Source organism: Shewanella polaris (genome assembly GCF_006385555.1).
Lineage (GTDB): Bacteria > Pseudomonadota > Gammaproteobacteria > Enterobacterales > Shewanellaceae > Shewanella > Shewanella polaris.
In genome coordinates this window covers 486479-510965 of the sequence record NZ_CP041036.1, presented here as the reverse complement: position 1 = coordinate 510965, position 24487 = coordinate 486479, and the positions used below count along the sequence as shown (strand labels likewise).

At 40.9% G+C, this 24487-nt stretch carries 23 protein-coding genes and 1 pseudogene; 12 read left to right on the top strand and 12 right to left on the bottom strand.

Annotation, left to right across the window (positions count from 1 at the left end):
* The first annotated feature begins 229 nt into the window (after positions 1 to 229).
* Positions 230 to 781 carry a thioredoxin family protein gene (locus tag FH971_RS02225; protein WP_140233185.1) on the top strand — a complete coding sequence of 184 codons (552 nt, stop codon included), beginning with the start codon at positions 230 to 232 and terminating at the stop codon, positions 779 to 781.
* A gap of 94 nt (positions 782 to 875) precedes the next feature.
* On the opposite strand, the gene FH971_RS02220 is transcribed toward FH971_RS02225, so the two are convergent.
* Positions 876 to 1820: a Ppx/GppA phosphatase family protein gene (locus tag FH971_RS02220; protein WP_140233184.1), complete on the bottom strand. Its 945-nt coding sequence runs from the start codon at positions 1818 to 1820 to the stop codon at positions 876 to 878.
* 3 nt (positions 1821 to 1823) lie between these two features.
* Positions 1824 to 3128: an ATP-dependent RNA helicase RhlB gene (gene rhlB, locus FH971_RS02215; RefSeq protein ID WP_140233183.1), complete on the bottom strand. Its 1305-nt coding sequence runs from the start codon at positions 3126 to 3128 to the stop codon at positions 1824 to 1826.
* Positions 3129 to 3281: 153 nt separating this feature from the next.
* Here rhlB and trxA point away from each other — a divergent pair, with 153 nt between their 5' ends.
* Both trxA and rho read left to right on the top strand, forming a co-directional pair.
* The gene (gene trxA / locus FH971_RS02210; RefSeq protein WP_137223355.1) at positions 3282 to 3608 is read left to right on the top strand and encodes a thioredoxin TrxA; all 327 of its coding nucleotides are present in this window, start codon (positions 3282 to 3284) and stop codon (positions 3606 to 3608) included.
* A gap of 241 nt (positions 3609 to 3849) precedes the next feature.
* Positions 3850 to 5112 carry a transcription termination factor Rho gene (gene rho / locus FH971_RS02205; protein ID WP_137223357.1) on the top strand — a complete coding sequence of 421 codons (1263 nt, stop codon included), beginning with the start codon at positions 3850 to 3852 and terminating at the stop codon, positions 5110 to 5112.
* Positions 5113 to 5318: 206 nt separating this feature from the next.
* On the opposite strand, the gene FH971_RS02200 is transcribed toward rho, so the two are convergent.
* Genes FH971_RS02200 through FH971_RS02190 form a run of 3 tightly spaced genes read right to left on the bottom strand, consistent with a single transcriptional unit; the run spans position 5319 to position 8784 of the window.
* Positions 5319 to 6044, bottom strand: coding sequence for a fumarate reductase iron-sulfur subunit (locus FH971_RS02200; protein ID WP_140233182.1), 726 nt, complete (start codon positions 6042 to 6044; stop codon positions 5319 to 5321).
* Between the two features lies 1 nt (position 6045).
* Complete coding sequence (locus FH971_RS02195; protein WP_140233181.1) at positions 6046 to 8046, bottom strand: fumarate reductase flavoprotein subunit; 2001 nt, start codon at positions 8044 to 8046, stop codon at positions 6046 to 6048.
* Positions 8047 to 8055: 9 nt separating this feature from the next.
* Complete coding sequence (locus FH971_RS02190; protein WP_167496068.1) at positions 8056 to 8784, bottom strand: fumarate reductase cytochrome b subunit; 729 nt, start codon at positions 8782 to 8784, stop codon at positions 8056 to 8058.
* 384 nt (positions 8785 to 9168) lie between these two features.
* Between FH971_RS02190 and prmA the strand changes: the two genes are divergently transcribed.
* The 6 genes from prmA (at position 9169) to FH971_RS02160 (ending at position 14578) form a co-directional block, all read left to right on the top strand.
* On the top strand, positions 9169 to 10050 hold the full coding sequence (gene prmA / locus FH971_RS02185) for a 50S ribosomal protein L11 methyltransferase (RefSeq protein WP_137223365.1): 882 nt from the start codon (positions 9169 to 9171) through the stop codon (positions 10048 to 10050).
* Positions 10051 to 10334: 284 nt separating this feature from the next.
* Positions 10335 to 11297 (top strand): tRNA dihydrouridine synthase DusB, encoded by a 963-nt coding sequence (gene dusB, locus FH971_RS02180; RefSeq protein ID WP_137223367.1) that lies wholly within the window; start codon positions 10335 to 10337, stop codon positions 11295 to 11297.
* A gap of 23 nt (positions 11298 to 11320) precedes the next feature.
* Complete coding sequence (gene fis, locus FH971_RS02175; protein WP_011494902.1) at positions 11321 to 11626, top strand: DNA-binding transcriptional regulator Fis; 306 nt, start codon at positions 11321 to 11323, stop codon at positions 11624 to 11626.
* Positions 11627 to 11976: 350 nt separating this feature from the next.
* Positions 11977 to 13314 carry a Kelch repeat-containing protein gene (locus tag FH971_RS02170; protein ID WP_240778429.1) on the top strand — a complete coding sequence of 446 codons (1338 nt, stop codon included), beginning with the start codon at positions 11977 to 11979 and terminating at the stop codon, positions 13312 to 13314.
* A gap of 115 nt (positions 13315 to 13429) precedes the next feature.
* Entirely contained in the window at positions 13430 to 13942 is a 513-nt protein-coding gene (locus FH971_RS02165) for a hemerythrin domain-containing protein (protein ID WP_338055586.1), read from the top strand.
* A 120-nt stretch (positions 13943 to 14062) separates the two neighbouring features.
* On the top strand, positions 14063 to 14578 hold the full coding sequence (locus tag FH971_RS02160) for an AlbA family DNA-binding domain-containing protein (protein ID WP_140233180.1): 516 nt from the start codon (positions 14063 to 14065) through the stop codon (positions 14576 to 14578).
* Here the strand turns inward: FH971_RS02160 and FH971_RS02155 are convergent.
* The 6 genes from FH971_RS02155 to lptM all read right to left on the bottom strand — a co-directional run bounded on the left by FH971_RS02155 (position 14558) and on the right by lptM (position 19496).
* Positions 14558 to 15292 carry an HAD-IA family hydrolase gene (locus tag FH971_RS02155; protein ID WP_240778428.1) on the bottom strand — a complete coding sequence of 245 codons (735 nt, stop codon included), beginning with the start codon at positions 15290 to 15292 and terminating at the stop codon, positions 14558 to 14560. The genes FH971_RS02160 and FH971_RS02155 overlap by 21 nt on opposite strands.
* Positions 15292 to 16191 (bottom strand): tyrosine recombinase XerC, encoded by a 900-nt coding sequence (gene xerC / locus FH971_RS02150; protein WP_140233179.1) that lies wholly within the window; start codon positions 16189 to 16191, stop codon positions 15292 to 15294. Before xerC ends, FH971_RS02155 begins: the two co-directional genes overlap by 1 nt.
* A 240-nt stretch (positions 16192 to 16431) precedes the next feature.
* Positions 16432 to 17058, bottom strand: coding sequence for a DUF484 family protein (locus FH971_RS02145; RefSeq protein WP_206194453.1), 627 nt, complete (start codon positions 17056 to 17058; stop codon positions 16432 to 16434).
* A gap of 122 nt (positions 17059 to 17180) precedes the next feature.
* Entirely contained in the window at positions 17181 to 18008 is an 828-nt protein-coding gene (dapF, locus tag FH971_RS02140) for a diaminopimelate epimerase (RefSeq protein WP_137223375.1), read from the bottom strand.
* 40 nt (positions 18009 to 18048) lie between these two features.
* On the bottom strand, positions 18049 to 19293 hold the full coding sequence (lysA, locus tag FH971_RS02135; RefSeq protein WP_140233178.1) for a diaminopimelate decarboxylase: 1245 nt from the start codon (positions 19291 to 19293) through the stop codon (positions 18049 to 18051).
* Positions 19294 to 19313: 20 nt separating this feature from the next.
* Entirely contained in the window at positions 19314 to 19496 is a 183-nt protein-coding gene (lptM, locus tag FH971_RS02130; RefSeq protein WP_240778427.1) for an LPS translocon maturation chaperone LptM, read from the bottom strand.
* 79 nt (positions 19497 to 19575) lie between these two features.
* On the opposite strand from lptM, the gene cyaY reads away from it, so the two are divergent.
* A complete protein-coding gene (cyaY, locus tag FH971_RS02125) occupies positions 19576 to 19911 on the top strand; it encodes an iron donor protein CyaY (protein ID WP_137223381.1) in 336 nt (111 codons plus the stop codon).
* 79 nt (positions 19912 to 19990) lie between these two features.
* Here the strand turns inward: cyaY and FH971_RS02120 are convergent, their stop codons facing one another.
* A complete protein-coding gene (locus FH971_RS02120) occupies positions 19991 to 22450 on the bottom strand; it encodes a class I adenylate cyclase (RefSeq protein ID WP_140233176.1) in 2460 nt (819 codons plus the stop codon).
* A 285-nt stretch (positions 22451 to 22735) separates the two neighbouring features.
* Between FH971_RS02120 and hemC the strand changes: the two genes are divergently transcribed.
* Together hemC and FH971_RS02110 are read left to right on the top strand one after the other, a co-directional pair.
* Entirely contained in the window at positions 22736 to 23665 is a 930-nt protein-coding gene (gene hemC, locus FH971_RS02115) for a hydroxymethylbilane synthase (RefSeq protein ID WP_140233175.1), read from the top strand.
* A 25-nt stretch (positions 23666 to 23690) separates the two neighbouring features.
* Positions 23691 to 24414 (top strand): annotated as a pseudogene (locus tag FH971_RS02110) (uroporphyrinogen-III synthase).
* Positions 24415 to 24487: the final 73 nt, after the last annotated feature.

Sequence of the window (24487 nt, the reverse complement as noted above, 5' to 3'; positions counted from 1 at the left end):
GCATCGCAGGATCTGTTACCGAGAACGACTAAACCTACATTATTTGCCTTGAAGGCAAAGAACTCCCGTTGAATGACAAAATAATTCTTGAATTGTTATAACTTAGTTGAATTATACCTAACTAAAATAGTGATCAATCCAACATAGTAGACTTTCACCACTTAACAGTATTGATTAAGCGTGTTTGAATGTTTTATTGCAGTATTCACTACTTAAGCGAGACATAATAATGCACAATAACGTTAGAATTTTATTAGCCACTACCGCACTCTTTTTTACGGCTCAAATGTTACCCATGACGGTATCGGCAAACTCAGGTTGCGCCTTTGAAAAAGATCAAGAAGGCTTTATTGCAACATGTGGCAAAGAGGAACAAGAAGTGATTTTAACCGGCGTAATCCAACCGCAAACTCTGACTACCGAATTACCTGGCTATGCAGAAGGCTTTGCTGATTATAAAGTAGATACAAAAGCAATAGATGCACTAAAAGCCATTAACGTACCAACGAATATTGTTGTTATTATTGGTACTTGGTGCCCTGATTGCCATCGTGAAACACCACGTTTTATGCGTATTATCGAAGCCGCAGCTAACCCAAATATTCAAATTGAGTATATTGGTGTAGATCGTAACAAACAAGATCCTGATGGACTTGCTGCAAAATATGCATTTAGTCGAATTCCGACCTTTATTATTAAACAACAAGGTAATGAACTTGGTCGTATAGTTGAGCGCCCTACAACAACATTAGAAAATGATTTAGTTGAAATCTTAAAATAATGATTATCTAAATTTAGTTTAATGCTATTAATACGAACATAAAAAAATAGGTCGCCAGAGCGACCTATTTTTTATGTTATTTCGGCCGCTGCCATTATATTGATATTTTTCCTGCAGCAACACGGTCAGCTAATAGTTGTAATACACCTTCACGAAGTGCGCCACCAGCAAGATGTAAATGACTAATGGACAAGCTTTCAAACAATGCCATTAATATCACTACGCCGGCAGCAAAAGTCGGTGCTTGTTCTGCATTTAGACCTTTAATACTCGTAAGTTGACCATCCACTTGCGATAAAATCTCATCGCGAAATGCATACAAAATCTCAAGAGTAATCACTTCCGGACAATGTCTATGCTGTAATACTGAGACTACTGATTGAACCGCACCAGAAGCCCCAACAACACTTTGCCAACCTAAATCCAATAATTGGGTACGATGCTCGGCTAAAACAGTATTTACATAACCAACAGCCTGTTCAAAATCGACTAACTGCAGTGGAGTTTGATTAAAAAAGCGTTGATTAAACAACACACAGCCCATTGGCAAACTGGCTTTAAACAATACTTGATTACCATCACCAACAATAAACTCGGTACTCGCGCCACCAATATCAATGACTAAACGACGTCCATCACCTTGCGTTGTCGCAACCATACCTTGATAAATAAGCTCAGCTTCACGTAACCCCGAAATGACCTCAATTTGATGCCGTAAAATAGGCATAGCACGTTGATGAAATTCATCTGCATTACGAATAAGCCGTAACGTCGCAGTAGCAAATACAGCGACATTATCAGTATCAATATGATGTTGAGTTAGCATGTCAGCAAACATAGCTAAACAGTCTAAACCACGCTGCATGACATGTTCAGACAAGATACCATCGTCGCCTATACCTTCGGCAAGGCGAACTTTACGCTTATATTTAGCGATAACGGTAGGCTTATTGCCTACCGTGTTAGCCACTAACATATTAAAACTGTTAGATCCTAATGTTATCGCCACATAGGGTTGAGAGACAGTTAACAATGGCATTGACTATGGTCTACGAGTCCTATGACGTGGAGGGCGTGAATTGCTACCACCACTACGATGTGCGCCTTTGCTTCCACCGTCTCGACTACGAGATGTTGGAGGCTTACGATGAATACGCACTGGAGGCGGAATATCATCTAAAAGAGCATCACGATCATAATTAGACACAGGAATTGAATGGTTAATATAAGTTTCAATTTCAGGCAAATTCAGTGCGTATTCTTCACAAGCAAAACTCACTGAAACGCCTTTCTGTCCCACACGACCTGTTCGGCCAATACGGTGGACATAATCTTCACAATCATCGGGTAAATCATAGTTATATACGTGTGACACATCAGAAATATGTAACCCACGAGCAGCGACATCTGTTGCCACTAAAATATCTATTTCACCTGATGTAAATTGCTCAAGAATGCGAATACGTTTCTTCTGAGGTACATCACCAGTTAATAAACCAACTCGATGACCGTCACCTTCCAAATAAGACCACAGTTTTTCGCAGCTGTGTTTTGTGTTCGAAAACACAATCGCTTTTTCTGGCCAATCTTCTTCAATTAGGCTCAGCAATAAACGCATCTTGTCTTCCATCGATGGATAAAAAATCTCTTCTTTAATATTTTTAGAGGTTTTTTCCAATGGTTCGATTTCAACTTTTTCAGGGTCGTTCATATGGTCATAAGCTAATTCCTGCACTTTCATTGAAAGCGTGGCAGAAAAAAGCATATTTAATCGAGACTTAGCATCAGGCATTCTGCGGAATAAAAAGCGAATGTCTTTAATAAATCCGAGGTCGAACATACGGTCTGCTTCATCAAGCACGACGGCTTGAATGTGGCTTAAACTGATCACACCCTGACGTACGTAATCGATAATACGTCCGGTAGTACCAATCAGAATATCAACACCTTTATCTAAAACAGCACGTTGAGTTTCATAGCTTTCGCCGCCGTAAACAATACCGACTTTTAATCCAGTGTGTGCTGCTAATAGTTTGGCATCTTTAGCAATTTGTATTGCTAACTCGCGTGTTGGCGCCATAATAATAGCGCGAGGTTCAGTTGCTTTACGCCCCTCAGGTGCAGCAACATTAAGTAAGTGGTTAAACGTGGCTACTAAAAAGGCCATGGTTTTACCTGTACCGGTTTGGGCTTGTCCGGCAATATCTTTTGCATTAAGTAAAATGGGTAACGATAACGCCTGAATTGGCGTGCAAAACTCAAACCCATTTTCGTTTAATGCCGCGAGTATTTCGGGCTTTAAAGGAAAATCGGCGAATTTCTGGGTCGACAAATGTGTTTGGCTCATAGCAAAAGCATACCTATAAGGGTTGCAAAAAAAGATTCGATCGTTTGAAATAGCTACATTACTAAAACGGTCTCTTGAAAAGCTATTTAACTGACCCAATATACATGGTAAGCCATTAATAAACTAGCAATGGAACCAAATCTGGAGAACAACATGAGCGATAAAATTGTATACCTAAGCGATGACAGCTTTGAAAACGACGTATTAAAGTCTGAAACACCAGTATTAGTCGACTTTTGGGCTGAATGGTGTGGTCCTTGTAAAATGATTGCCCCAATCCTAAACGACGTTGCTGACGAGTATGCAGATAAATTAATCGTTGCAAAACTCAACGTTGACCAAAATAATGTTTCACCAGCAAAATATGGCGTACGTGGTATTCCAACATTGCTAATGTTCAAAGGTGGCGAGCTAGTGGCAACTAAAGTGGGAGCACTATCTAAAACCCAACTTAAAGAATTCATTGACGCTCAAATCTAAATACACACTTAAATCTAGACATAAATTGTCTAGAAATGTTAAATGGCACAAGTTTTAAACAATTTGTGCCATTTTTAAATTTTATTTCACCTAAATTTCTGGACGCCTCCGCCATAAAGTGCTAATTTATTCATCAGATTTTTTCATTTAACTCCTTCTCGCTTATCAATCATAAAATTTCTTTCTACCTCGCTGATTGATTGCGGTAAGCTTCGTCGCGCAATACAAGACTCCCATACACATGAATTTAACAGAATTAAAAGACACGCCAATTTCGGATCTAGTTTCGCTTGCTGAAAGTATGAACCTGGAAAATATGGCTCGTGCCCGTAAACAAGATATCATCTTCTCTATTTTGAAAGCTCACGCTAAAAGCGGAGAAGACATCTTCGGTGGCGGTGTATTAGAAATCCTCCAAGACGGTTTTGGATTTTTAAGAAGTTCAGATGGCTCATATCTTGCGGGTCCTGACGATATATATGTTTCACCAAGCCAAATCCGCCGCTTTAATATGCGAACGGGTGACAGCATTTTTGGGAAAATCAGGCCACCTAAAGAAGGCGAAAGATACTTTGCACTACTGAAAGTCAGTGAAGTTAACTTTGATAAACCAGAAAGCTCTCGCAACAAAATCCTGTTTGAAAACTTAACCCCACTACACGCTGAAGAACGTCTTCGTATGGAACGTGGTAACGGTTCAACAGAAGATATTACCGCTCGTATTCTTGATTTATGCTCACCTATCGGTAAAGGTCAGCGTGGTTTGATTGTTGCACCGCCAAAAGCGGGTAAAACACTATTACTGCAAAACATTGCTCAAAGTATTTCCCATAACAATCCAGATGTGGTGTTAATGGTATTGCTTATTGATGAACGTCCCGAAGAAGTAACTGAAATGCAACGCCTTGTAAAAGGTGAAGTGATTGCGTCTACATTCGATGAACCAGCCAGCCGTCATGTTCAAGTGGCCGAAATGGTAATTGAAAAAGCAAAACGTTTAGTTGAGCACAAAAAAGATGTTGTTATTTTACTCGATTCAATTACTCGTTTAGCCCGTGCCTACAACACCGTAATCCCTTCATCGGGTAAAGTGTTAACTGGTGGTGTTGATGCCAACGCATTACATCGTCCTAAGCGCTTTTTCGGTGCTGCACGTAACATTGAACATGGTGGCAGCTTAACTATTATTGCTACAGCCTTGGTAGATACTGGCTCAAAAATGGACGAAGTTATTTACGAAGAATTTAAAGGTACTGGTAACCAAGAGTTACACCTTTCTCGTAAAGCGGCAGAAAAACGTGTATTCCCTGCGATTGATTTCAACCGCTCTGGTACTCGTCGTGAAGAAAAACTAACGACAACAGATGAGCTTCAGAAGATGTGGATTTTACGCAAAATCCTACATCCAATGGATGAGGTTTCTGCAATGGAATTCTTAATCGATAAATTGGCAATGACCAAAACTAACGAAGAATTCTTCACGGCAATGAAACGCGCTAAGTAATTTTTAACTTAACCGCAAAAACATTACAAAAATGCCGCTAATTTAGCGGCATTTTTATATCTATATCACGGTGACTAACCAAAGCCATGCCTAGAATCTAGAGCGGACTTCGTCCTGATAGTAGGCTTCGCTGCTATAAAAGCTTTAGCTTGTATAGCATCTAGCAGCGAAGCTGCTCTAGCATCTCGTAGTCTCGAGCTTTTCCGCTATACTGCAGCCATTTTCCGGCGTAGATACGCTATCTGTTTCATATGCGGTAAATCTTTCGGACAAGTATCTTGGCAACCAAGTAACGTCATACAACCAAACACACCATCTTGATTACCTATCACATGGTAAAAATCATCAGCGGTGCGAGTATCACGACTGTCTAGTTCAAAGCGGGCAATTTTCATCAAGCCAACTGCACCGACAAACGTGTCACGCATTTGCTTAGTTGCACAAGCAGAAACACATACACCACACTCTACGCATCGTTCTAACTCATAAAGCTTGGTTGCTTCTTCTGGTGACATAGGTGTTTCAATGCTATGAATGTCATTGTCGGCACTATTAGGATGTAACCACAGCGCTAAACGCTCAGATAATTCCCGCATAAATTTACCGGTATTTACCGACAGATCGCCAATCAACTCAAAGCCAGGTAATGGCATCAATTTAATGTGTCCATCTGGATAATTAGCGGTTAAGGTTCGACAAGCTAATGTCGGGAAACCATTGATCACCATCGCACAACTGCCGCAAATACCCGCGCGACAAACAAAATCAAATTGTAGCGATGGGTCTTGTGTTTCACGTAGTTGATTCAACGCGATAAACACCGTCATACCGGGTGCTTCTGTTAAGCTGTAAGTCACCATTTTAGGTTTGTCGCCAGGCTCTTGCGGGTCATAACGAAAAATTGAAAAAGTTAACGTGCGTGCTTGGCTCATATTACTTTTCTCCAGACTCAGCGTCGGTTTTAGCTAAAGTATCAGTGAATCGTTGATTACGTGGTTGATATTCTTCAGGTAGCTCAAAAGGCATTAATGCAGCTTGCTTGGCATACCTATCAGCATCGTCACCTAATTCAGCTAAAATAGCTTCAACCTGTTGCTGACGTTTTTGGGTATCAGGATGAGCAATCGCATTATCAACACCATAGCCTCGATAACCAGGCGGTAATTCCATTCGCATCACATCAAGGGCTTCATAGCTCATTTCAGGTCGTAAACTATTAGCATCTGGCCAACTTGTTAAGGTACGGTTCAACCAGTCTTGGTCATTACGCTGTGGAAAATCTTCACGAGAATGCGCGCCCCTACTTTCGGTACGAGCAAGCGCCCCGCATGCAACGGTCACAGCTACTTTCAACATCCGTTTGACGCGTAACGCTTCAACTAATTCAGGATTTGCATGGCGTTTTTTACACTTTAATCCGAGGTTTTTCGAACGATCAAGCAGTTCAGTTAATTGGTTAACAGCCAGTTCAAGTTCAGGACCATTACGGAAAATTCCAACGTAATCCATCATAATTTTTTGCATTGCAGCTTTAAGTTTAAATGGATCTTCTGTTCCTTCACCCTCAATAAGCTGATCAACTTCTGTTTGTAACTGCTTACCAAACTGGGCGATTAAATCGGTATCAACGACCAAATTATTTTGCTCACCAAAGTCAGCAACATACTTACCGATAATCATTCCGCCAACAACCGTCTCTGCTAGGGAGTTGCCACCGAGTCGATTAAAGCCGTGCATATCCCAACAAGCAGCCTCTCCAACACTAAACAGCCCTGATAATTGCGGGCTTTCGCCATTGGCTTTAGTACGAATACCGCCCATAGAATAATGTTGTGTCGGTCGAACAGGAATCCAATTTTTAACAGGATCAATACCTAAAAAGTTCTCACAAATCTCTTTAACTTCACGCAAATTGGTATCAATATGCTTTTGACCTAATAAGGTAATATCTAGCCATAAATGTGGCCCATAAGGGCTATTTACGCCTTTTCCTTTACGCATATGTTCGGTCATTCTACGTGATACAACATCTCGCGAAGCCAGTTCTTTTTTCTCTGGTTCATAGTCGGGCATAAAGCGGTAACCGTCTTTATCACGCAGCACACCCCCATCACCACGGCAACCTTCTGTCGTTAAAATACCAACCGGAACAATAGCCGTAGGGTGAAACTGTACCGCTTCCATATTACCCAATGTCGCGACGCCGGTATCTAATGCCAACGCTTGACCAATACCCTCACAAATAACGGCATTGGTTGAAACAGAATAGATACGTCCGTATCCGCCTGTTGCAATAGTGGTAGATTTGGCGATGTAAGCGCGCAATTCACCCGTGATTAGGCAGCGAGCAATGACACCATGGCAACGCTCACCATCATGAATAAGTGATAATGCTTCCATACGTTCATGTACCGGAATACCTAACGAAATAGCTTTATTATCGACTGCATACAATAATGAATGACCGGCACCGTCTGCTGTATAGCAAGTACGCCACTTTTTGGTACCACCAAAATCACGCGCATTGATGAGTCCATGAGCAGCTTCAGCTTCAGTGATAGTTACTTTTTCTGCATTAACAATAACTTGTCGATCGCCTTTGGTTACTCGTGTCCAAGGAACGCCCCATTGAGCTAACTCTCTTACCGCTTTGGGTGCACAGTGAGCAAACATTCGAGCAACATCTTGATCGCAGCCCCAATCGGAACCTTTTACCGTATCTTGAAAATGGATATCTTCATCATCACCAGCACCTTTTATGGTATTGGCTAAACTGGCTTGCATTCCGCCTTGGGCTGCTACTGAATGAGATCGTTTCGCAGGGATAAGCGATAATACCAAGGTATCAAGGCCACGCTCTTTTGACGCTATCGCGACACGTAATCCTGCTAATCCAGCGCCGACAACCAAGGTATCTGTATAAATAATTTTCATTTCAATTCCTTATAACGTCGACACGTATGGCACTACAGGTAATGATAAAGAATGGCCAATAGCAATATAAGTCAGTAAGCTCCCCACCCCCAATACCATTAAATATGCCAACAACACTTTAGCAAATTTGAGTAAGGCAAAACGTTGTTCCACTAAGCCCCATTTCACCACGACCCGATATAAACCAAATACGGCATGTAACGCAACTACAGGTAATAGCAACACATATAAAATCCATGCATTAAAGTGATATACCCGCTCAGCGGAAAGATGTGGACCAATTTCAGGATTAGTTATCATGGTGAATAAATGCGGTGGCACCAAAAAGAACAACAAAAAACCAGTGATCATTTGCCAAAACCAAATTTTGGTGTCTTCATGAGGTAAAAAACGCATTTGCTTGCGTAATGCGCGCCATTGGCCTATTTGAGTAGGGAAACGACGTAATGCAAATACCGCGTGAATAATCACGACTAATAATATTATGCTGGAAAAAATTTGTGTAATTAGAGGATAACCATGTCCCGTCTCACTAAATATTCCACCTTCAAGAATCTGACCCACCTGATAAAAGGCCTCTTTACCAATTAAAATACTCGACTCAAAATGCAAATGCATCAGCAAAAAGAGACCCAGTATTACACCCGACAGACTTTGTAACTTATCCGCTCGAGAAGCCCAAATAGGATTAGAAAACCCTTTATCTGTATTGACAATGCTGTCGGCTTTTTCTTGCATTGAATTCGTAGCCATAAATAATCATATCCTGTAGGCACATTAGTAAGGTGTAACCATAACAAGAGTTTTTAAACAGCGGCATTGAACAATAATCAAACCGTGATAGTCCTCACCCACTATTAAGCTGTTGTTAGAAGCTGATCACACAAAGAACAACATAAAAATTCAAACAAGATTAGTACTTAAGGAAATACAACGATGGCAAATCTGTAGATAATTCAATTTGAGGATAAATAACCTGAACTCGGTTAAATAGGGAAATGAGTGGCCATAATAAAGACCATGTTAAAACCAATAAACACTCACCGAGACGAGCATCTTAAAATAACTTGGGTATAATAAGCGTCAATTTGATATTACTTTTACCACAGTTAGGAAAATCCCATGGCTTGGATCCAATTACGAATTCACACTCATCGCGATAATGCAGATATGCTTGGCGACTTATTAATGGATCAAGGTTCTCTTTCCATCACTTACGAAGATGGCCAAGATGAACCGATTTTCGAACCAAAGCTAGGTGAAACCCCTCTGTGGCAAGACACCGTAATGATCGCATTATTCGATGCTGGTACAGACTTAGCACCAACAATCGAATTTTTAGAATCTATGCCATTCTTAGGTAAAGATTTTAGCCATAAAATCGAGCAAGTCGAAGATAAAGACTGGATACGCGAATGGATGGACAGCTTCCATCCAATCAAGTTTGGGCAACGTTTATGGATATGCCCTAGCTGGCGCGAGATTCCAGATCCGACCGCAGTTAATGTTATCCTCGATCCAGGATTAGCGTTTGGTACTGGCACCCATCCTACCACTGCCTTATGTTTAGAATGGTTAGACAGCCTTGAACTATCAAACCAAGAAGTTATCGATTTTGGTTGTGGTTCAGGCATCTTGGCCGTCGCAGCTATCAAGCTAGGTGCTAAGAAAGTCACTGGTGTTGATATTGACTATCAAGCCATTGATGCTTCAAAAGCCAATGCAGAACGTAATGATGTGGTCGATAAACTGTCATTGTATTTACCAGAAGATCAACCCGCTAATCTACAAGCAGATGTCTTAGTCGCCAATATTCTTGCCGGTCCATTAAAAGAGTTGGCACCATTGATTGCTGAAAAAGTGAAAATAGGCGGCAAACTAGCACTATCGGGTTTATTACGTGAACAAGCTCAAGAAGTATCCGATTTTTACAGCCAGTGGTTCATTATGGATCCCGTATGTAACAAAGAAGATTGGAGTCGCTTAACAGGAATACGTAAATAGCCTGCTCGCCCTCAAACGCACTCAATTCAACCTCCAATTGAGTGCGTAATTTCGCATTTACAAGCCATTAACATAGGGTGTTAGAACTGGTATATATAAAAAAGTCTCCCTACAACTCGCACCAGTACTCAAAAATAGCCAAAAAAATGTTATTTATTAGTCAAAGATGTGACGGCTAATAAAAGTCAAGCAAAAAAGTTGCATTTAGGTCATTTATTGACCTTTTCACAGCGGCAAAAAAGGGCTACTATAGCGCCCCTTTGAAGAGCAAGGTGAAGTTCGCAATGCAAATTGGCCCGTATCAACTGTCTAATCAGCTGATTGTCGCACCAATGGCAGGTGTCACCGATCAGGCTTTCCGGAATCTCTGTTTACGTTATGGCGCAGCCTTAGCCGTATCAGAAATGCTTTCATCGAATCCCGACGTTTGGGATAGCGACAAAAGCCGCCAGCGCATGACGCATTCTGGTGAGGAAGGTATACGCTCTGTACAAATAGCAGGTGCTGATCCTGATTTAATGGCTAACGCTGCCAAGTTCAACGTTGAACAAGGCGCGCATATCATTGATATCAATATGGGTTGCCCAGCAAAGAAAGTGAACAAAAAGTTTGCTGGTTCAGCGTTAATGCAAAGCCCCGACTTAGTAAAAGAGATTTTACAAGCAGTGGTAACCGCAGTTGATGTGCCAGTAACGTTAAAGATCCGTACAGGTTGGGAGCCTGAACATCGTAATGGTGTTGAAATAGCCCAAATTGCTGAAGATTGTGGCATTGCCTCGCTCGCCGTTCATGGCCGAACCAGACAATGCATGTACAAAGGCTTTGCCGAGTACGACACCATTAAAGCGATTAAACAGACTGTCTCAATTCCTGTTGTCGCCAACGGGGACATCGACACACCGGAGAAGGCCAAGTTTGTACTTGACTACACCGGCGCAGATGCCCTGATGATAGGAAGAGGTGCACAAGGAAGGCCATGGATTTTTAAAGAAATCCTACATTATCTGGAAACAGGTAAAAAGTTAGCGCCAATTAAGGCAGAAGAGCAATGCACAGTGATGCTTGAACACCTTAAGAAACTTTACAACTTATATGGCGAGTACAAAGGTGTCCGATTTGCTAGAAAGCATGTCGGGTGGTACCTAAACCTTGAGGAACAGCGCCAATTTCGTGCTGACTTCAATCGGCTTGAAACCGCTGCCCAGCAACATTCCCTCGTAGAATGTTATTTTGATGAATTAGTTTAGAATTTAATAAAGAGCAGAATAGAATGTTTGATCAGACAACTAACACAGAAGTTCACCAGCTTACCGTAGGCAAAATTGAAACAGCAAACGGCACTATCAAGCCGCAGTTATTACGAGACGCAGTAAAACGTGCAGTAACTAACTTCTTCTCTCAGTTAGACGGTCAGGAAGCTTCTGAAGTATATGAAATGGTATTGAGCGAAGTTGAAGCGCCTTTACTAGACATCATCATGCAACACACTCGTGGCAACCAAACGCGCGCTGCTAATATGTTAGGTATCAACCGTGGTACTTTACGTAAAAAATTGAAAAAATATGGCATGAACTAGACCTAGCGTCTAAGTGATTGTTATAAAACGGGCTTACCAGCAATGGTAAGCCCGTTTTGCTTTCAAACCCAGTGATGGTCCGACTCAATAATCCACTCAAGATCCTACGGTAAGCGTTTACTTACATTAGAAAATATCACCCCTCTACATATCTTTCACACACAAACCTAAGTATTGTTTGTCATCATCTTGGCTTTTAATGCTTGCATCTATAACACTAAAAACGAATTAACCTAATTAAAAAAATAAAGTAACCTATATTCATTTTACTTTTATGCAATAAAGCATCATTCGCTCATTTAGCCGTTATTTACAATATTCACCCTCGACATTAAACCAAGGAAATATGCATGCTTCGTCCACTATCATTCGATTTCATGGCGTCAACATTGGGTCAAACTCAATGTCAGTCAGCCAACTCATTACTGAATCGATTATGTTTAGGACCTTTATTATTCGTGGGTGCAGTATTAAGCAGTTCTGCAATGGCCAATCCAATTAATGTTAACGCTGTAACTACTGTCCCTGTTATCACTAACGCTACCCTTACCAATTCAGTTAATCCAGAGACTATTGCTTCTTTACCTCAAGCTGTCAGTAATAATTCTGTTGCATTGGTACACAGCGATGACCAAAGCTATTTACTCAGTTTTATGGGTATTGGCCAAGGTAAAACCAACAAAGACGTTCATAACCGTGCCTGGGCGTTATTACTTAGCTCAGAAAGACCCCAATGGGAATCGATTGCAGCGGTTCCTCATGTCGCTCCTTTGGCTGGTCGACTGGCATCCATTGCGATTGGTATTAATGATAAAGCCTACATTTTCGGAGGCTACACTGTCGCCGAAAATCATGATGAAATAAGCACGGTAGACAATTATCAATATACTGTTAAAACTAACCAATATCAGCGTATAGCCGACATGCCTGTCGCGGTTGATGACACTAGCGCAGCGGCATATCAACATCGTTATATTTATCTGTTTGGTGGCTGGCATAATGACGGCAATGTTAATTTAGTCCAAGTGTATGACATCCAAACCAATACTTGGGCCCAAGCAAGCCCAATACCAGCACCAGCTGTATTTGGCCAATCTGTGGGTATGGTAGACAATCAATTAGTTCTGTGTGACGGCGTAAAAGTGCAAGCAAACATTAATGCTCGCCGCAGTTACCAAGCATCGCCGGTTTGTTTGTATGGTGAGATCAATCCAGATAATCATTTACGTATTGATTGGCAATTGCTACCGCATTATTCTGTCGCCAATGACACCAAAACAAGCCAATTTCAAACAACTGAGTCAATCGACAACCAATCAAGCACAAACACAGCCGGATCAAACACGTTAACAACTGCCACGGCACATTACCGCATGGCAGCAACTGGGGTTAAAACAACAACTGGCGGGCAAATTATATTTTTAGGCGGTAGCGATAATCCCTATAACTATTCTGGCATGGGTTATAACGGTCGCCCTAGCGAGCCTAATTCATATGGTTTTCGTTTTGATTTAGCCACTAAGCAATGGTTAACACCATTTGAACTATCGCAACCGAGTATGGATCACCGTAGCGCAGTTTGTTGGCAAAACCATTTACTACGTGTTGGCGGCATGCTTGAGCATCAACACGTTAGCCAACAAGTGCTCACAACCCCACTCAATGCAGACCAGTCATGTACCCAATAAGATATAAATTCACGGATAATTTGTGAGCCAGCTAACATAACCTCTACGAGTAAATTGAGCTGAAATAAAGATGCACATAATATACATGTAAATTATGTGCATCTTTGGAATAACCATGCAAATCCCCCAAGCAACTGAACAGTTATCACAAATGTCACTGGTTGAATTAATCGATCATATTGAAGCAACCCACCATGCGTATATCCGTGAAACGGCGCCATTATTGATTGAATACACTGAAAAAATGGTTCGTGCTCATGGTGATGAACATGACGAAATCAAACCACTGGCGTTATGTGTACGCGAGTTAATTGATGAGTTAATACCGCATTTAATGAAAGAAGAACAGATCCTCTTTCCTGCGATTAAATCACTCAGCTTAGGTCAACCGGTAAACGGCTGTTTTGGTCATATTGGCAACCCTATTAACATGATGCTGCATGAGCATGATAATGCCGACCTTATGCTTAACACCATTCGTAGCTTAACTAATGACTACACTATTCCGGCAGGCGTTTGCCACACATGGCAAGCTTGCTATCGTACGTTAGCTGAATTTGATGCCGACTTACAAACTCATATAGATGTTGAAAATACCTTATTGTTCCCAAAAGCTTTAGCGCTATAACCCTCCCTATTTGCCCCCATTTTAGAAGCATCTTCGATTGACTCTCAACGGATTTGCTTCCTTTTTTTAGCAAAATTTCATACAGTAACACTGATACCTATAAGACAATATGGAGCTTAAATGTCAGCTGATTACTACCCAACATTTGCCCTAGACGACATAGCTAATTTGCATGAATCTGCCCAAGTAGAATTTAAATTAGCAGGTGGACGAGACGGTAATGGAACCTTACCCGAAGGCATGTGGGAAAGTTATAGCGCATTTGCTAACACCTTAGGTGGCGAAATAATTCTAGGAATAAAAGAGCAACAAGGGGATTTTACCATTGAAGGGATTGTAAATCCCATGCCGATGCTCAGTGAAATTTGGCAGATTTTACAAAATCCACAAAAAATCAGTCACAACATTTTAGCGCCAACGGACGTACAAATTATTGAAATAATGAGTAAAAAACTGATCCGTATTCATGTGCCTTGCGTGGATGTAAAGCTCAGACCTATTTATGTCGGTACCGATCCTTATAGCGGCACCTACTTTCGTGTAGGTGATGCCGATATGCATGCTAGTCGCGAGCAAGTAGAGCAAATGAGCTTAAAAGCCGGTATCGATCTCAAGCTAAAGCAACTGAAGCAGTAAATCCAATTGGTTAATCTCGATATGCGGTAATACCGATTGCGCCTTTTTATGCCGTTGCTGCATACATGGGTTTAACCACACACTTTGACACCCCGCCATTTTAGCGCCAGCAATATCAGACAATGGATGATCGCCCACATGTAATAAGGCCGACGGCCGAATATCTAATTGTCGACAAGCAAGAGTAAACATATCGGTTGAGGGTTTCATTTTAACCCCATGACCAGGATGTAACACAAATTGCATCACGTCATCTAAGCCAATACGCTGAGTGTCGACATTGCCATTTGTGATGCCAATAAGCGGATACTTTTGCCCTAAACGTCGCAGCAGCGCCATGATATTTTCATCCACAGTGAAATTACTACGATGATGCTGAAAACACTTCATCCCCTCTTGCGCCCCTTTGCTGGCTTCAATCTCACTATAGCCAAATTGTAAAAGAGCTTGATACAACATAGCATAACGTGCCGCAGTGGTGTCATGCGCTAACTCTGGGTGTTGCGCAAATAATGCATGTTTGAATTGCTGCCATTGTGTTGTATCCCATAAAGCCGTAGCGGGGTAAGTTTGATTGATTAACCTAAAAAGTTGCTCACTGGCATGCATTACATAAGGAAAGTTATTGTAAAGAGTGTCATCTAAATCAAAACTAATCGCGCTAAACGGTTGTAAGCGTTGATACTGGATCATCGAAGCTTTAGGCAATGTCATTATTTCCCCCTGTTTTTTTTCGCTCTTGGATGCGCGTTATCGTACACTTTGGCAAGGTGTTGAAAGTCTAAACTGGTGTATATTTGTGTGGTCGATAAATTCGCATGACCGAGTAATTCTTGTACGGCACGTAAATCTTGGCTTGATTCAAGCATATGAGTTGCAAACGAATGACGCAACTTATGCGGATGAACTTTTACCGCCATGGCTTGTTCTTGCCCCCACTTAGCCATACGCGCTTGAATACTACGATGGGACAATCGTTTGCCTTGGCTGCTGACAAATAATGCATCACCCGCTTGAGTACACGATAATTGATTACGGCAATTTAACCAGCTTGCTAACGCATTTAACGCGAGCTTACCAATTGGCACAACCCGCTGTTTACTGCCCTTACCCATCACTTTAACTTCGCTTTGATCAAACTTGATGTCAACGCAATCTAAACTAGCTAATTCAGCTAAACGTAAGCCACTTGAATAAAATAACTCCATAATGGCTTTATCGCGCAAACTCAAAGGATCATCCCCCTCTATAGACAATAAATGGCTAATCGCATCCACATCCATATTTTTCGGTAAGGGTTTATTTTGTTTTGGCGCACTTAACGTATGTGCGGGATTGACCGTTACGGCACCTTCGCGCAGTAAAAAATCAAAAAACTGTTTTAGAGCAGACAAACACAAAGATAATGATCGGGGACTCAAACCTTTACGATGTAAGGTGGCCAGCACAGACTGCAGTTGATCTCGGCTAACATCAATGAGATTGGTTGATTCAGTTAAAATAGCTTCAACTCGACGCAACTCAAACATGTAGTTACGCACAGTATAAGCTGAGAGTTGTCTTTCTGAGGTCAAATGTTGGCTAAATATCGTTTGCCAGTCTGTAGGCTTCATCAAGGTACTCCCGGATTGTAATTAATCAGGCCGTCGCCATTTAAGCCTATTTAATCGGTGAAAAATACTGGTATAAAACACGGCACTACGATGTTTCGCTTCGGGCTAAGCAAAAAAGCCTCCCCGAGCATTTGCATTACATTTTGATACCAAGATCTCAAATTAGAATGGCTGCACAGTGGTTACAAATGATTAAACTAAGCCATGTTTTCTTAGATAATACATATTTAGCTTTAACGATTACAATTGCGGCAACATATGGTCTAACAAACGACGTAATTGGCTAAATAATAACGAATCCATATCAGGATGAAAATGGGTGGGATCTTTACTGGCAATGGCAAATATGACTTGGCCATTTTCATCAGATAATTTAGTTAATGCCACCGACCCTACTTCACTACCAAACAAACGTTTGGATTCTGATTGGGTCAATCGGCCAAAGTAATAACCACTATGGACTCGATGACGCCAAATATTAGCTAATTCGCTGTCGATATCGTGCACTGTAATCAACCTAACATGACTAAAGCCAAACTCAGTTTTTAATCCCTCAGACAACACTAAACGCAGCTCACCCAAATCTTGGCTAGCAAGCATTTTAAACGATAACTCAGTATTAAATTTGAATATTCTCTCATTATGAGTCGCAATATTCATTAGCGAGGTGATTTCTTCTTCGAGCTGGCTAACACGTTGACGCAACAGTTCTTGTCGGCGTTCTACTAATGATACAGCGCCACGTTCTGCATGCGGTATACGCATAGCCACTAATAGCTCGGGATAACGATTAAAAAAGTCGGGATTATCCAATAAGTATTCACGAATCAACATTTCATCAAATGGCGCTTGCTGCAAATTGGCCATCATGTCGACTGCCAGATCTTGGCCTATTGAATTAATGTCTTTTGCTTGTGCGCTACTCACCGTATCGTCAGCTGTTTCATCTGCTACTTTGTTTGTCAAACCGACTCCTGAGGTCATCTCACTCATAATTGTATTTGCCCGTCGTATACGTGTTCTGCCGGTCCAGTCATCCACAGAGGTTTGCCCTCACCTTCCCAATTAATCAATAAGCTGCCACCAGGTAAGTCAACTCTTACCTGTTTATTAAGCTTATCTTGTAATTGTCCGACCGCAGCAGCAGCACACGCTCCAGTGCCACAAGCTAAGGTTTCTGCTGCACCACGTTCATACACCCGCAATTTAATATGCCCAGGTGTTAACACTTGCATAAAGCCGACATTCACGCCTTTAGGGAAGCGTTCGTGACGAGTTAATATACTGCCTATTTCATCAACGGCCACGTTTTGCACATCTTCAACCTCAATAACACAGTGTGGATTGCCCATAGAAATGGCACCACACAAATAAGTTTGCATTGGGGTTTGTAGTAAATATGTTTTTTCACTTTTTTTAGCTTTAAACGGAATTTGGCTCGGTTCGATAATGGGTACGCCCATATTGACGGTCACGTTGCCATCACGCTCAATCCGTAAGGTAATTTTGCCTGAGTTTGTACTCACGCGAATTTTATTCTTTTGAGTTAAGCCTTTATTACGAACAAAACGAGCAAAACAGCGGGCGCCATTACCACACTGTTCAACTTCACTGCCATCGGCGTTAAAAATACGATAATGGAAATCTAAATCTGGATCGTAAGGTGGCTCAACCAACAGTAGTTGATCAAAACCAATGCCAAAATTACGATCGGCAAGACGGCGGATTTGCTCAGACGAAAAAAACACATTTTGTGTTACGCCATCAACGACCATAAAATCATTACCCAGTCCGTGCATCTTAGTGAAATGGATCACAAAAGTTTCCTTATAAAACATTATGCCAATAGCTTATTGCCTATGGCAATAACTGTTCGCCTTGCCAAAGTTGTTCTAGCGTTTCACGCTGACGCACAACCAAGTCTTTATTTCCATCAACCATCACTTCAGCCACACGAGGTCGTGAATTATAATTAGATGACATAGCAAAACCATAAGCGCCACTTGAACGAACCGCTAATAAGTCGCCTGTTTTTACGGCTAACTGTCTGTCTTTACCCAAAAAGTCACCGGTTTCACATACAGGTCCTACAATATCATAAGCAAAGGTTGGTGCATCATTTTGTTGTACAGGAATAATATTTTGCCATGCACTATAAAGCGACGGACGAATAAGATCATTCATTGCACCATCAACAATCGCAAAGCGTTTATCACTGTTTTCTTTTAGGTAAAGCACTTGAGTGACAAAAATACCTGCATTAGCAGCAATGGCTCGACCCGGTTCAAAAATTAACGTCAACTTACGCCCATTTAAGCGATCGAGTAATGCTGCGGCATATGCGTCTGGATGTGGCGGGGTTTCATTGTTGTATGTCACACCTAATCCACCACCCACATCAAAATGTTCAATCTCAATACCTTGCTCGCCTAAACGGTCTATTAATGCAAGCATACGGTCCATTGCATCTAAAAATGGCTTTATTTCGGTAAGCTGAGAACCAATATGGCAATCCACACCTTTAATATGTAAATGGGCTAATTCGGCTGCACGAGCAAAAACCACTTCGGCCTCGTCCATGGCAATACCAAATTTATTTTCTTTAAGACCTGTCGAAATATAAGGATGAGTACCCGCATCAACATCGGGATTAATCCGCAATGAAACCGGTGCAACTTTACCTAAACGGCCTGCAACATCATTAAGCTGCTCAAGTTCAGCACTCGACTCAACATTAAAACAGTAAATACCAATATTTAGAGCCTGCTCCATTTCGGCAACGGTTTTGCCCACACCAGAAAAAACCACTTTTTTAGGATCGCCGCCAGCTTTTAGTACTCGTGAGAGTTCACCGCCAGAGACAATATCAAAACCACTGCCTAAACGAGCTAACACATTTAATACCGCAAGGTTTGAATTAGCCTTCACTGCATAACAAATAAGGTGCGGATGCTCGGCCACTGCATTATTAAATGCATGCCAATGACGCTCTAATGTGGCACGAGAATAAATGTACAGCGGTGTACCGTGAGTGTTGGCCAGTTTTGCTACATCGCAGTCTTCTGCGAATAGTGAATCATTTTGATATGAAAAGTAATCCAAAATGCGGTCCCTTATAAATGCTATTCTTGTTGTGAGGTTGAAGGTTGAGAGTCGAACTCCTCAGTTTGCGTCGGCACATCAGTGCTGGCAGGTTTGGGGGCGACTTTATTGACCACAGGCTCAGGGGATTTATATAAAACCCCCTTTTGACCACATGCGGTTACGACTAGGCTAGCAAGCATAATAAATAAAAGCAGTCTCATTTTTCTCAACATCTGTGCATCTAATGAATAATGGTCTTATAATCGCATTCATAACGCAGAAAGCAAAGGATAGAAATACATGACTATTACAGATACTGAGTTTCATCGATTAGCCGATGAAATGTTTGGCGAGATAGAGAACGCGGTAGAAAAAGCGATTGACGAGCAAGATGCTGATGTCGATATCAATGCTAGTGGCAATGTTTTACAGCTGTCTTTTGAAGATGGTTCGCAAATCGTCATCAATAAGCAAGAGCCTTTGCATGAAATTTGGTTAGCGACAAAATCAGGTGGCTATCACTTTAATTACAATGATAGCAAATGGTTAGATACCCGCAATGGATTAGAGTTTATGCCTTTTGTGATTGATGCTATCTACAAACAAAGCGAAATTATGCTCGAGATAAACGCATAAAAGTCGTTATGAGTTAGTTTGTGATAGTGATTTATTACAGTGGTTGATATAGCCATTGAGATGATGATTGAGATTGGGCTTAAAATTCTGAGCCCATCTCGTCTACAGACAAACCAAAAGGTATTACCGTTAACACTCCGTCTATGTGTACCAGTTGAAAAAACTGCGGCATATTAAAAATGGGAGTTGATTGTTTTTTTGCGTCAAATACATATAAATGACTTTCTTTGGCAACAACTTCATTGATGTTGGTGTCTAAGTATTGTAAGTGCTCCAGCTGGTTATGTTCATCGGCAACAAATACATCAAGCTTTTGATTTTGTTCTTGTAAAAAATACTGTTTCGCCCCTTTTGCAATAAATTGCTGGATCACCGACGGTGCACTCGAATAAGGATCCTCGGCTAAATTAGGCTGCGGTAACATATAAGCTTCATGGCTCTTGTTAAGGGTCGTAGAATCATTTTTACGATACATCATCCCTAAAGAATTAAAATACATATTATATTGCTGATTACCTATTCTTATGGGGTGCATCAATGTATTTGTCTGATTGACCTTTTTCATTAACCCATAACAACGTAACAGTAGGGTTTTAAGCTGATTGAATATCTGCTGTTTTAATTTGGCTGAGCAACTAATAATTGATAAATCAACTTGTGCATTTGAACGCTTTAAACCCAGAATAATAAATGAAATCGCTTCTAATAGTGCGGTACTGCCATTAAAACGATGGCTTTGCCATTCGCCCCAACTGTTTAAACTCAAGATTGCAACCGATGACAACATACTTAACTTAGCTTTGCCTAGCGATAAAATATTGGTATTAACATAATCTAGCATCAATTCTTCGCCATGCCATTGAGCAGTAGGATCACCATCCATGTTCGCTATTAACACAATTTTTTGATAACACCATGGTTCGCATAAATCACGTTTAGACACAGTAGGTACGTGGTGCATGATAGGAATCAATTTACGTGCTAGATAGCCTAACTTGTCTGCCCGTTTTTTACTGCCCTCTATTTGAGACCAATCAGTTTCTGCCGTTGCTATTCCATTCATCACCGCCCACGCAACTAGACTACATATATTTTCAGCGTCATGTATAGCATGATTATCAAACGCATTTTGTTGATGACGACTATCAGCGTCAAACCGCTCCATCTTGTCATAAGCTTGGCGATATAAATAAAACCGTGAAGTCTTTATGCAATGGCGGATCGTTAGCGATTTTTCAGCGGTTGATACACTCCATAACCGATTAAGCGGCTGTAATAAATGGTCATCTTCACTAAAATAAGTGTGTAATTTACGCGCCAACAAACCTAATTCTTCAACCCGCATACGGTCACTTAGGGTTTGTTTAGAGGCAAATTTTAATAAATTTTTGTAGCTAACCAGCAACAATTCACAGAGTTGTTGGTTGAACCATTTCAACTGACCTGCATGCCAATTAGCATTATTGTCCAGTATTGTAATGAGCTCATGGCTCCATTCCCATTGTTTAACCAGGCATTTTATTTTTTCAATCCGCCAGTCTGTCGAATTTTGAGATGATAAACACGACAACTTAACTCCAGACTTTAAGTAAAAACAACGTCTGATAATTTCTAAGCGATTATCATCTCCCTGAGCAATTAGGTAAGTTTCAATACGTTTAAAAAGCAATAAATAAGCATCGTTATCAACACTAAAATTTTGCTGCTCACAATGCTGCCAAATTTGTTGGGTTATTAGCGTGGTGTTGGGATATTCTGACGCATACACTTCTAGCAACAAGACTTTTAACAAGGCTTTATGAGGTTTATTTAGCCCCTTATAAAGTTGCCATAATGAAGCACCAAAATATTCAGTTGCGGGCAGAGAGTTAACATCACCAAGATAAAGTAAGTTGGCATTAGTCTCAGTAACTTGACTGTCAGCGCTAGGCCACCAAGCAACCACTTTGCCTGCCAACCTAATATGGGTACGATAAAACTCTTCTAACAATAACCAATGTTGGCTACTACCACTATTTTCTAATCCTACTGGTTGGCAATTATCAAATGTGCTGCACTCTCTAAACTGCATCGGATGCACAAGATAAATATTCACTTCAAATTCAAAACCTGCAAACCAATCACTGATAAGCTTATTTTTATATTCAATTAACTTAAGCTGCGCTTGAGTGAGGTTACTGTTATAAACCTGCCAGATATCGATATCACTTTGAGAGTTTTGTCCAAAACTGGCGGTACTTCCCATAGCATATACGCCTTCGAAAGCAGCAGTATTTGATTGAATAGCTTCTGGAATAGGTACAGACAAAGCATTACAAGCTGAAATTACCGCATTTGATAAGGTAAAACCGTAGATACCACAAGGCGTACTAGGATCGATAATTCCAGGCACATCTATCTGATTATAATGAATCAAAAAAGGAATAACGTGGAATAACTGTTGCTGTAAATCAGGCAGCACATCAAGCGCTCTCGCTAATCGAATGCTATTTAATTTTTTAGCTAAATCCTGTTGATAATTTACCGTTTTATCGGTCAAGACTCACTTCCTTTGCTCTTAACTACAACAAATACTTGCTGATAAGTATTATAAAAAAATTATTAAATATTAGCGTTAAATGACATTTTTTCCAATCTAGATCACACTTTATAAAAAATTGTGACCATCGTATCATCAATTTTTAATTTCTCCAGCCGTAAATCAACAATATCAATCTAAAATAAGCCATACAGACTTCAAACAATTAACATCGGCTTGTTACATCAAAGCTTAAGCGGTGATAGCATTAACCTAATAAGGCTATCTGACTTGGATCTACTACTTATGTCTGAAAATGTAATTCGTATTGCAACACGTAAAAGCCCACTTGCAATGTGGCAAGCTGAATTTGTTAAAGCTGAACTTGAAAAAATTCATCCAGGGTTGACCGTTGAGCTATTACCAATGAGTACCAAAGGTGATGTGATTTTAGATACTCCTTTGGCAAAAGTTGGTGGTAAAGGTTTGTTTGTCAAAGAACTTGAAGTGGCTATTCTTGAAAATCGTGCCGATATTGCGGTGCATTCAATGAAAGACGTGCCAGTTGATTTCCCTGACGGATTAGGTTTACAGGTTATTTGTGAACGCGAAGATCCACGTGATGCTTTTGTATCAAACAGCTATAAATCTATCAGCGAATTGCCTCAAGGCGCTGTGGTAGGTACATCAAGTTTACGTCGTCAGTGCCAAATTAGAGCTGCACGCCCAGATTTAATTATCAAAGATTTACGCGGCAATGTCGGTACTCGTTTAGCCAAGCTAGATGGTGGTGACTATGATGCAATTATTCTAGCGGCAGCTGGATTGATTCGCTTAAAACTTAATGAACGTATTGCTGGTTTTATCTCTGCTGAAGAATCATTACCAGCAAATGGCCAAGGTGCTGTCGGTATTGAATGCCGTACAGATGATGAACGCGTTAAAACATTATTAGCACCACTTGAACATTTAGAAACTCGTTACAGAGTCCTTGCTGAAAGAGCAATGAATACCCGCCTTGAAGGCGGATGCCAAGTCCCTATTGGTGCTTTTGCTGAAATTGACGGTGACAACTTAACCCTACGTGGATTAGTGGGTAACCCAGATGGCAGCCAAATTATCAGTGGTACTGTATCGGGTTCAAAAACCGACGCGGTTGCACTTGGTGAGTCTCTTGCTGAAGATTTACTCAGTCGCGGCGCTAAAACTATTTTAGATGCTGTGTATGCCAGTTAATTTTTTGTCATTAAGCTAACAAGCCATGAAAGTCTTGCTAACGCGCCCACAAGGGCGCAATCAAGCAATGGAAGAGCAACTCTCATTTAGAGACGTTGCTTATCTTGTTACTCCGCTATTAACCGTTGTTGCAACCACTGAACAACTCGACCCAATCAGTTTAAACAACACCGACAACTTACTATTTATTAGTACCAATGCGGTGGATTTTGCTGCGCAAAAACTACAACAACGATTTCCTACTCATTGCCGTTATTTTGCAGTAGGTCAGGCAACAGCAGACAACTTAGCTCAATATCAAATTAACGCTTTTACCTCGCCCGAAACCAGCCAAGACAGTGAAGGTTTATTGTCTCTCCCTCAATTACAAAACGTCGATAAACAAACTTTTATTATTATTATCCGTGGAGTCGGGTGGTCGGGAAACCTTAGCAGAGCAATTAACCGAGCGAGGCGCACAAGTTAATTATTGGCAAGTATATCAACGCACCACGCCAGCATTAGATAGTCACGATATTTGTCAGCAATGGCAAACCTTCGGTATTGATACCATTGTCGTCACCAGCGGCGAAATATTATCCAATTTAGTTGACCTTGTACCAAAAGAATCATTTGCATGGTTACGCGCATGTCATATCATAGTCCCCAGTAATCGCGTCGAATTACAAGCAAAAGCAATAGGGTTGAGCAATATTACCAATGCAAATGGAGCAAATACTCAAGCGATACTAACGAGTCTTGCGCTATAATTTGTTATTGTATTGTTATATTGCATCGACACGCATTTATTAATATTGCTTTTATTGGTTGTATTTTTGCTTT

Coding starts and splice junctions, on each gene's coding strand:
- FH971_RS02225 (WP_140233185.1), top strand. CDS start 230: ATGCACAATAACGTTAGAATTTTATTAGCCACTACCGCACTCTTTTTT.
- FH971_RS02220 (WP_140233184.1), bottom strand. CDS start 1,820: ATGCCATTGTTAACTGTCTCTCAACCCTATGTGGCGATAACATTAGGA.
- rhlB (WP_140233183.1), bottom strand. CDS start 3,128: ATGAGCCAAACACATTTGTCGACCCAGAAATTCGCCGATTTTCCTTTA.
- trxA (WP_137223355.1), top strand. CDS start 3,282: ATGAGCGATAAAATTGTATACCTAAGCGATGACAGCTTTGAAAACGAC.
- rho (WP_137223357.1), top strand. CDS start 3,850: ATGAATTTAACAGAATTAAAAGACACGCCAATTTCGGATCTAGTTTCG.
- FH971_RS02200 (WP_140233182.1), bottom strand. CDS start 6,044: ATGAGCCAAGCACGCACGTTAACTTTTTCAATTTTTCGTTATGACCCG.
- FH971_RS02195 (WP_140233181.1), bottom strand. CDS start 8,046: ATGAAAATTATTTATACAGATACCTTGGTTGTCGGCGCTGGATTAGCA.
- FH971_RS02190 (WP_167496068.1), bottom strand. CDS start 8,784: ATGCAAGAAAAAGCCGACAGCATTGTCAATACAGATAAAGGGTTTTCT.
- prmA (WP_137223365.1), top strand. CDS start 9,169: ATGGCTTGGATCCAATTACGAATTCACACTCATCGCGATAATGCAGAT.
- dusB (WP_137223367.1), top strand. CDS start 10,335: ATGCAAATTGGCCCGTATCAACTGTCTAATCAGCTGATTGTCGCACCA.
- fis (WP_011494902.1), top strand. CDS start 11,321: ATGTTTGATCAGACAACTAACACAGAAGTTCACCAGCTTACCGTAGGC.
- FH971_RS02170 (WP_240778429.1), top strand. CDS start 11,977: ATGCTTCGTCCACTATCATTCGATTTCATGGCGTCAACATTGGGTCAA.
- FH971_RS02165 (WP_338055586.1), top strand. CDS start 13,430: ATGCAAATCCCCCAAGCAACTGAACAGTTATCACAAATGTCACTGGTT.
- FH971_RS02160 (WP_140233180.1), top strand. CDS start 14,063: ATGTCAGCTGATTACTACCCAACATTTGCCCTAGACGACATAGCTAAT.
- FH971_RS02155 (WP_240778428.1), bottom strand. CDS start 15,292: ATGACATTGCCTAAAGCTTCGATGATCCAGTATCAACGCTTACAACCG.
- xerC (WP_140233179.1), bottom strand. CDS start 16,191: ATGAAGCCTACAGACTGGCAAACGATATTTAGCCAACATTTGACCTCA.
- FH971_RS02145 (WP_206194453.1), bottom strand. CDS start 17,058: ATGGCCAATTTGCAGCAAGCGCCATTTGATGAAATGTTGATTCGTGAA.
- lptM (WP_240778427.1), bottom strand. CDS start 19,496: ATGAGACTGCTTTTATTTATTATGCTTGCTAGCCTAGTCGTAACCGCA.
- cyaY (WP_137223381.1), top strand. CDS start 19,576: ATGACTATTACAGATACTGAGTTTCATCGATTAGCCGATGAAATGTTT.
- hemC (WP_140233175.1), top strand. CDS start 22,736: ATGTCTGAAAATGTAATTCGTATTGCAACACGTAAAAGCCCACTTGCA.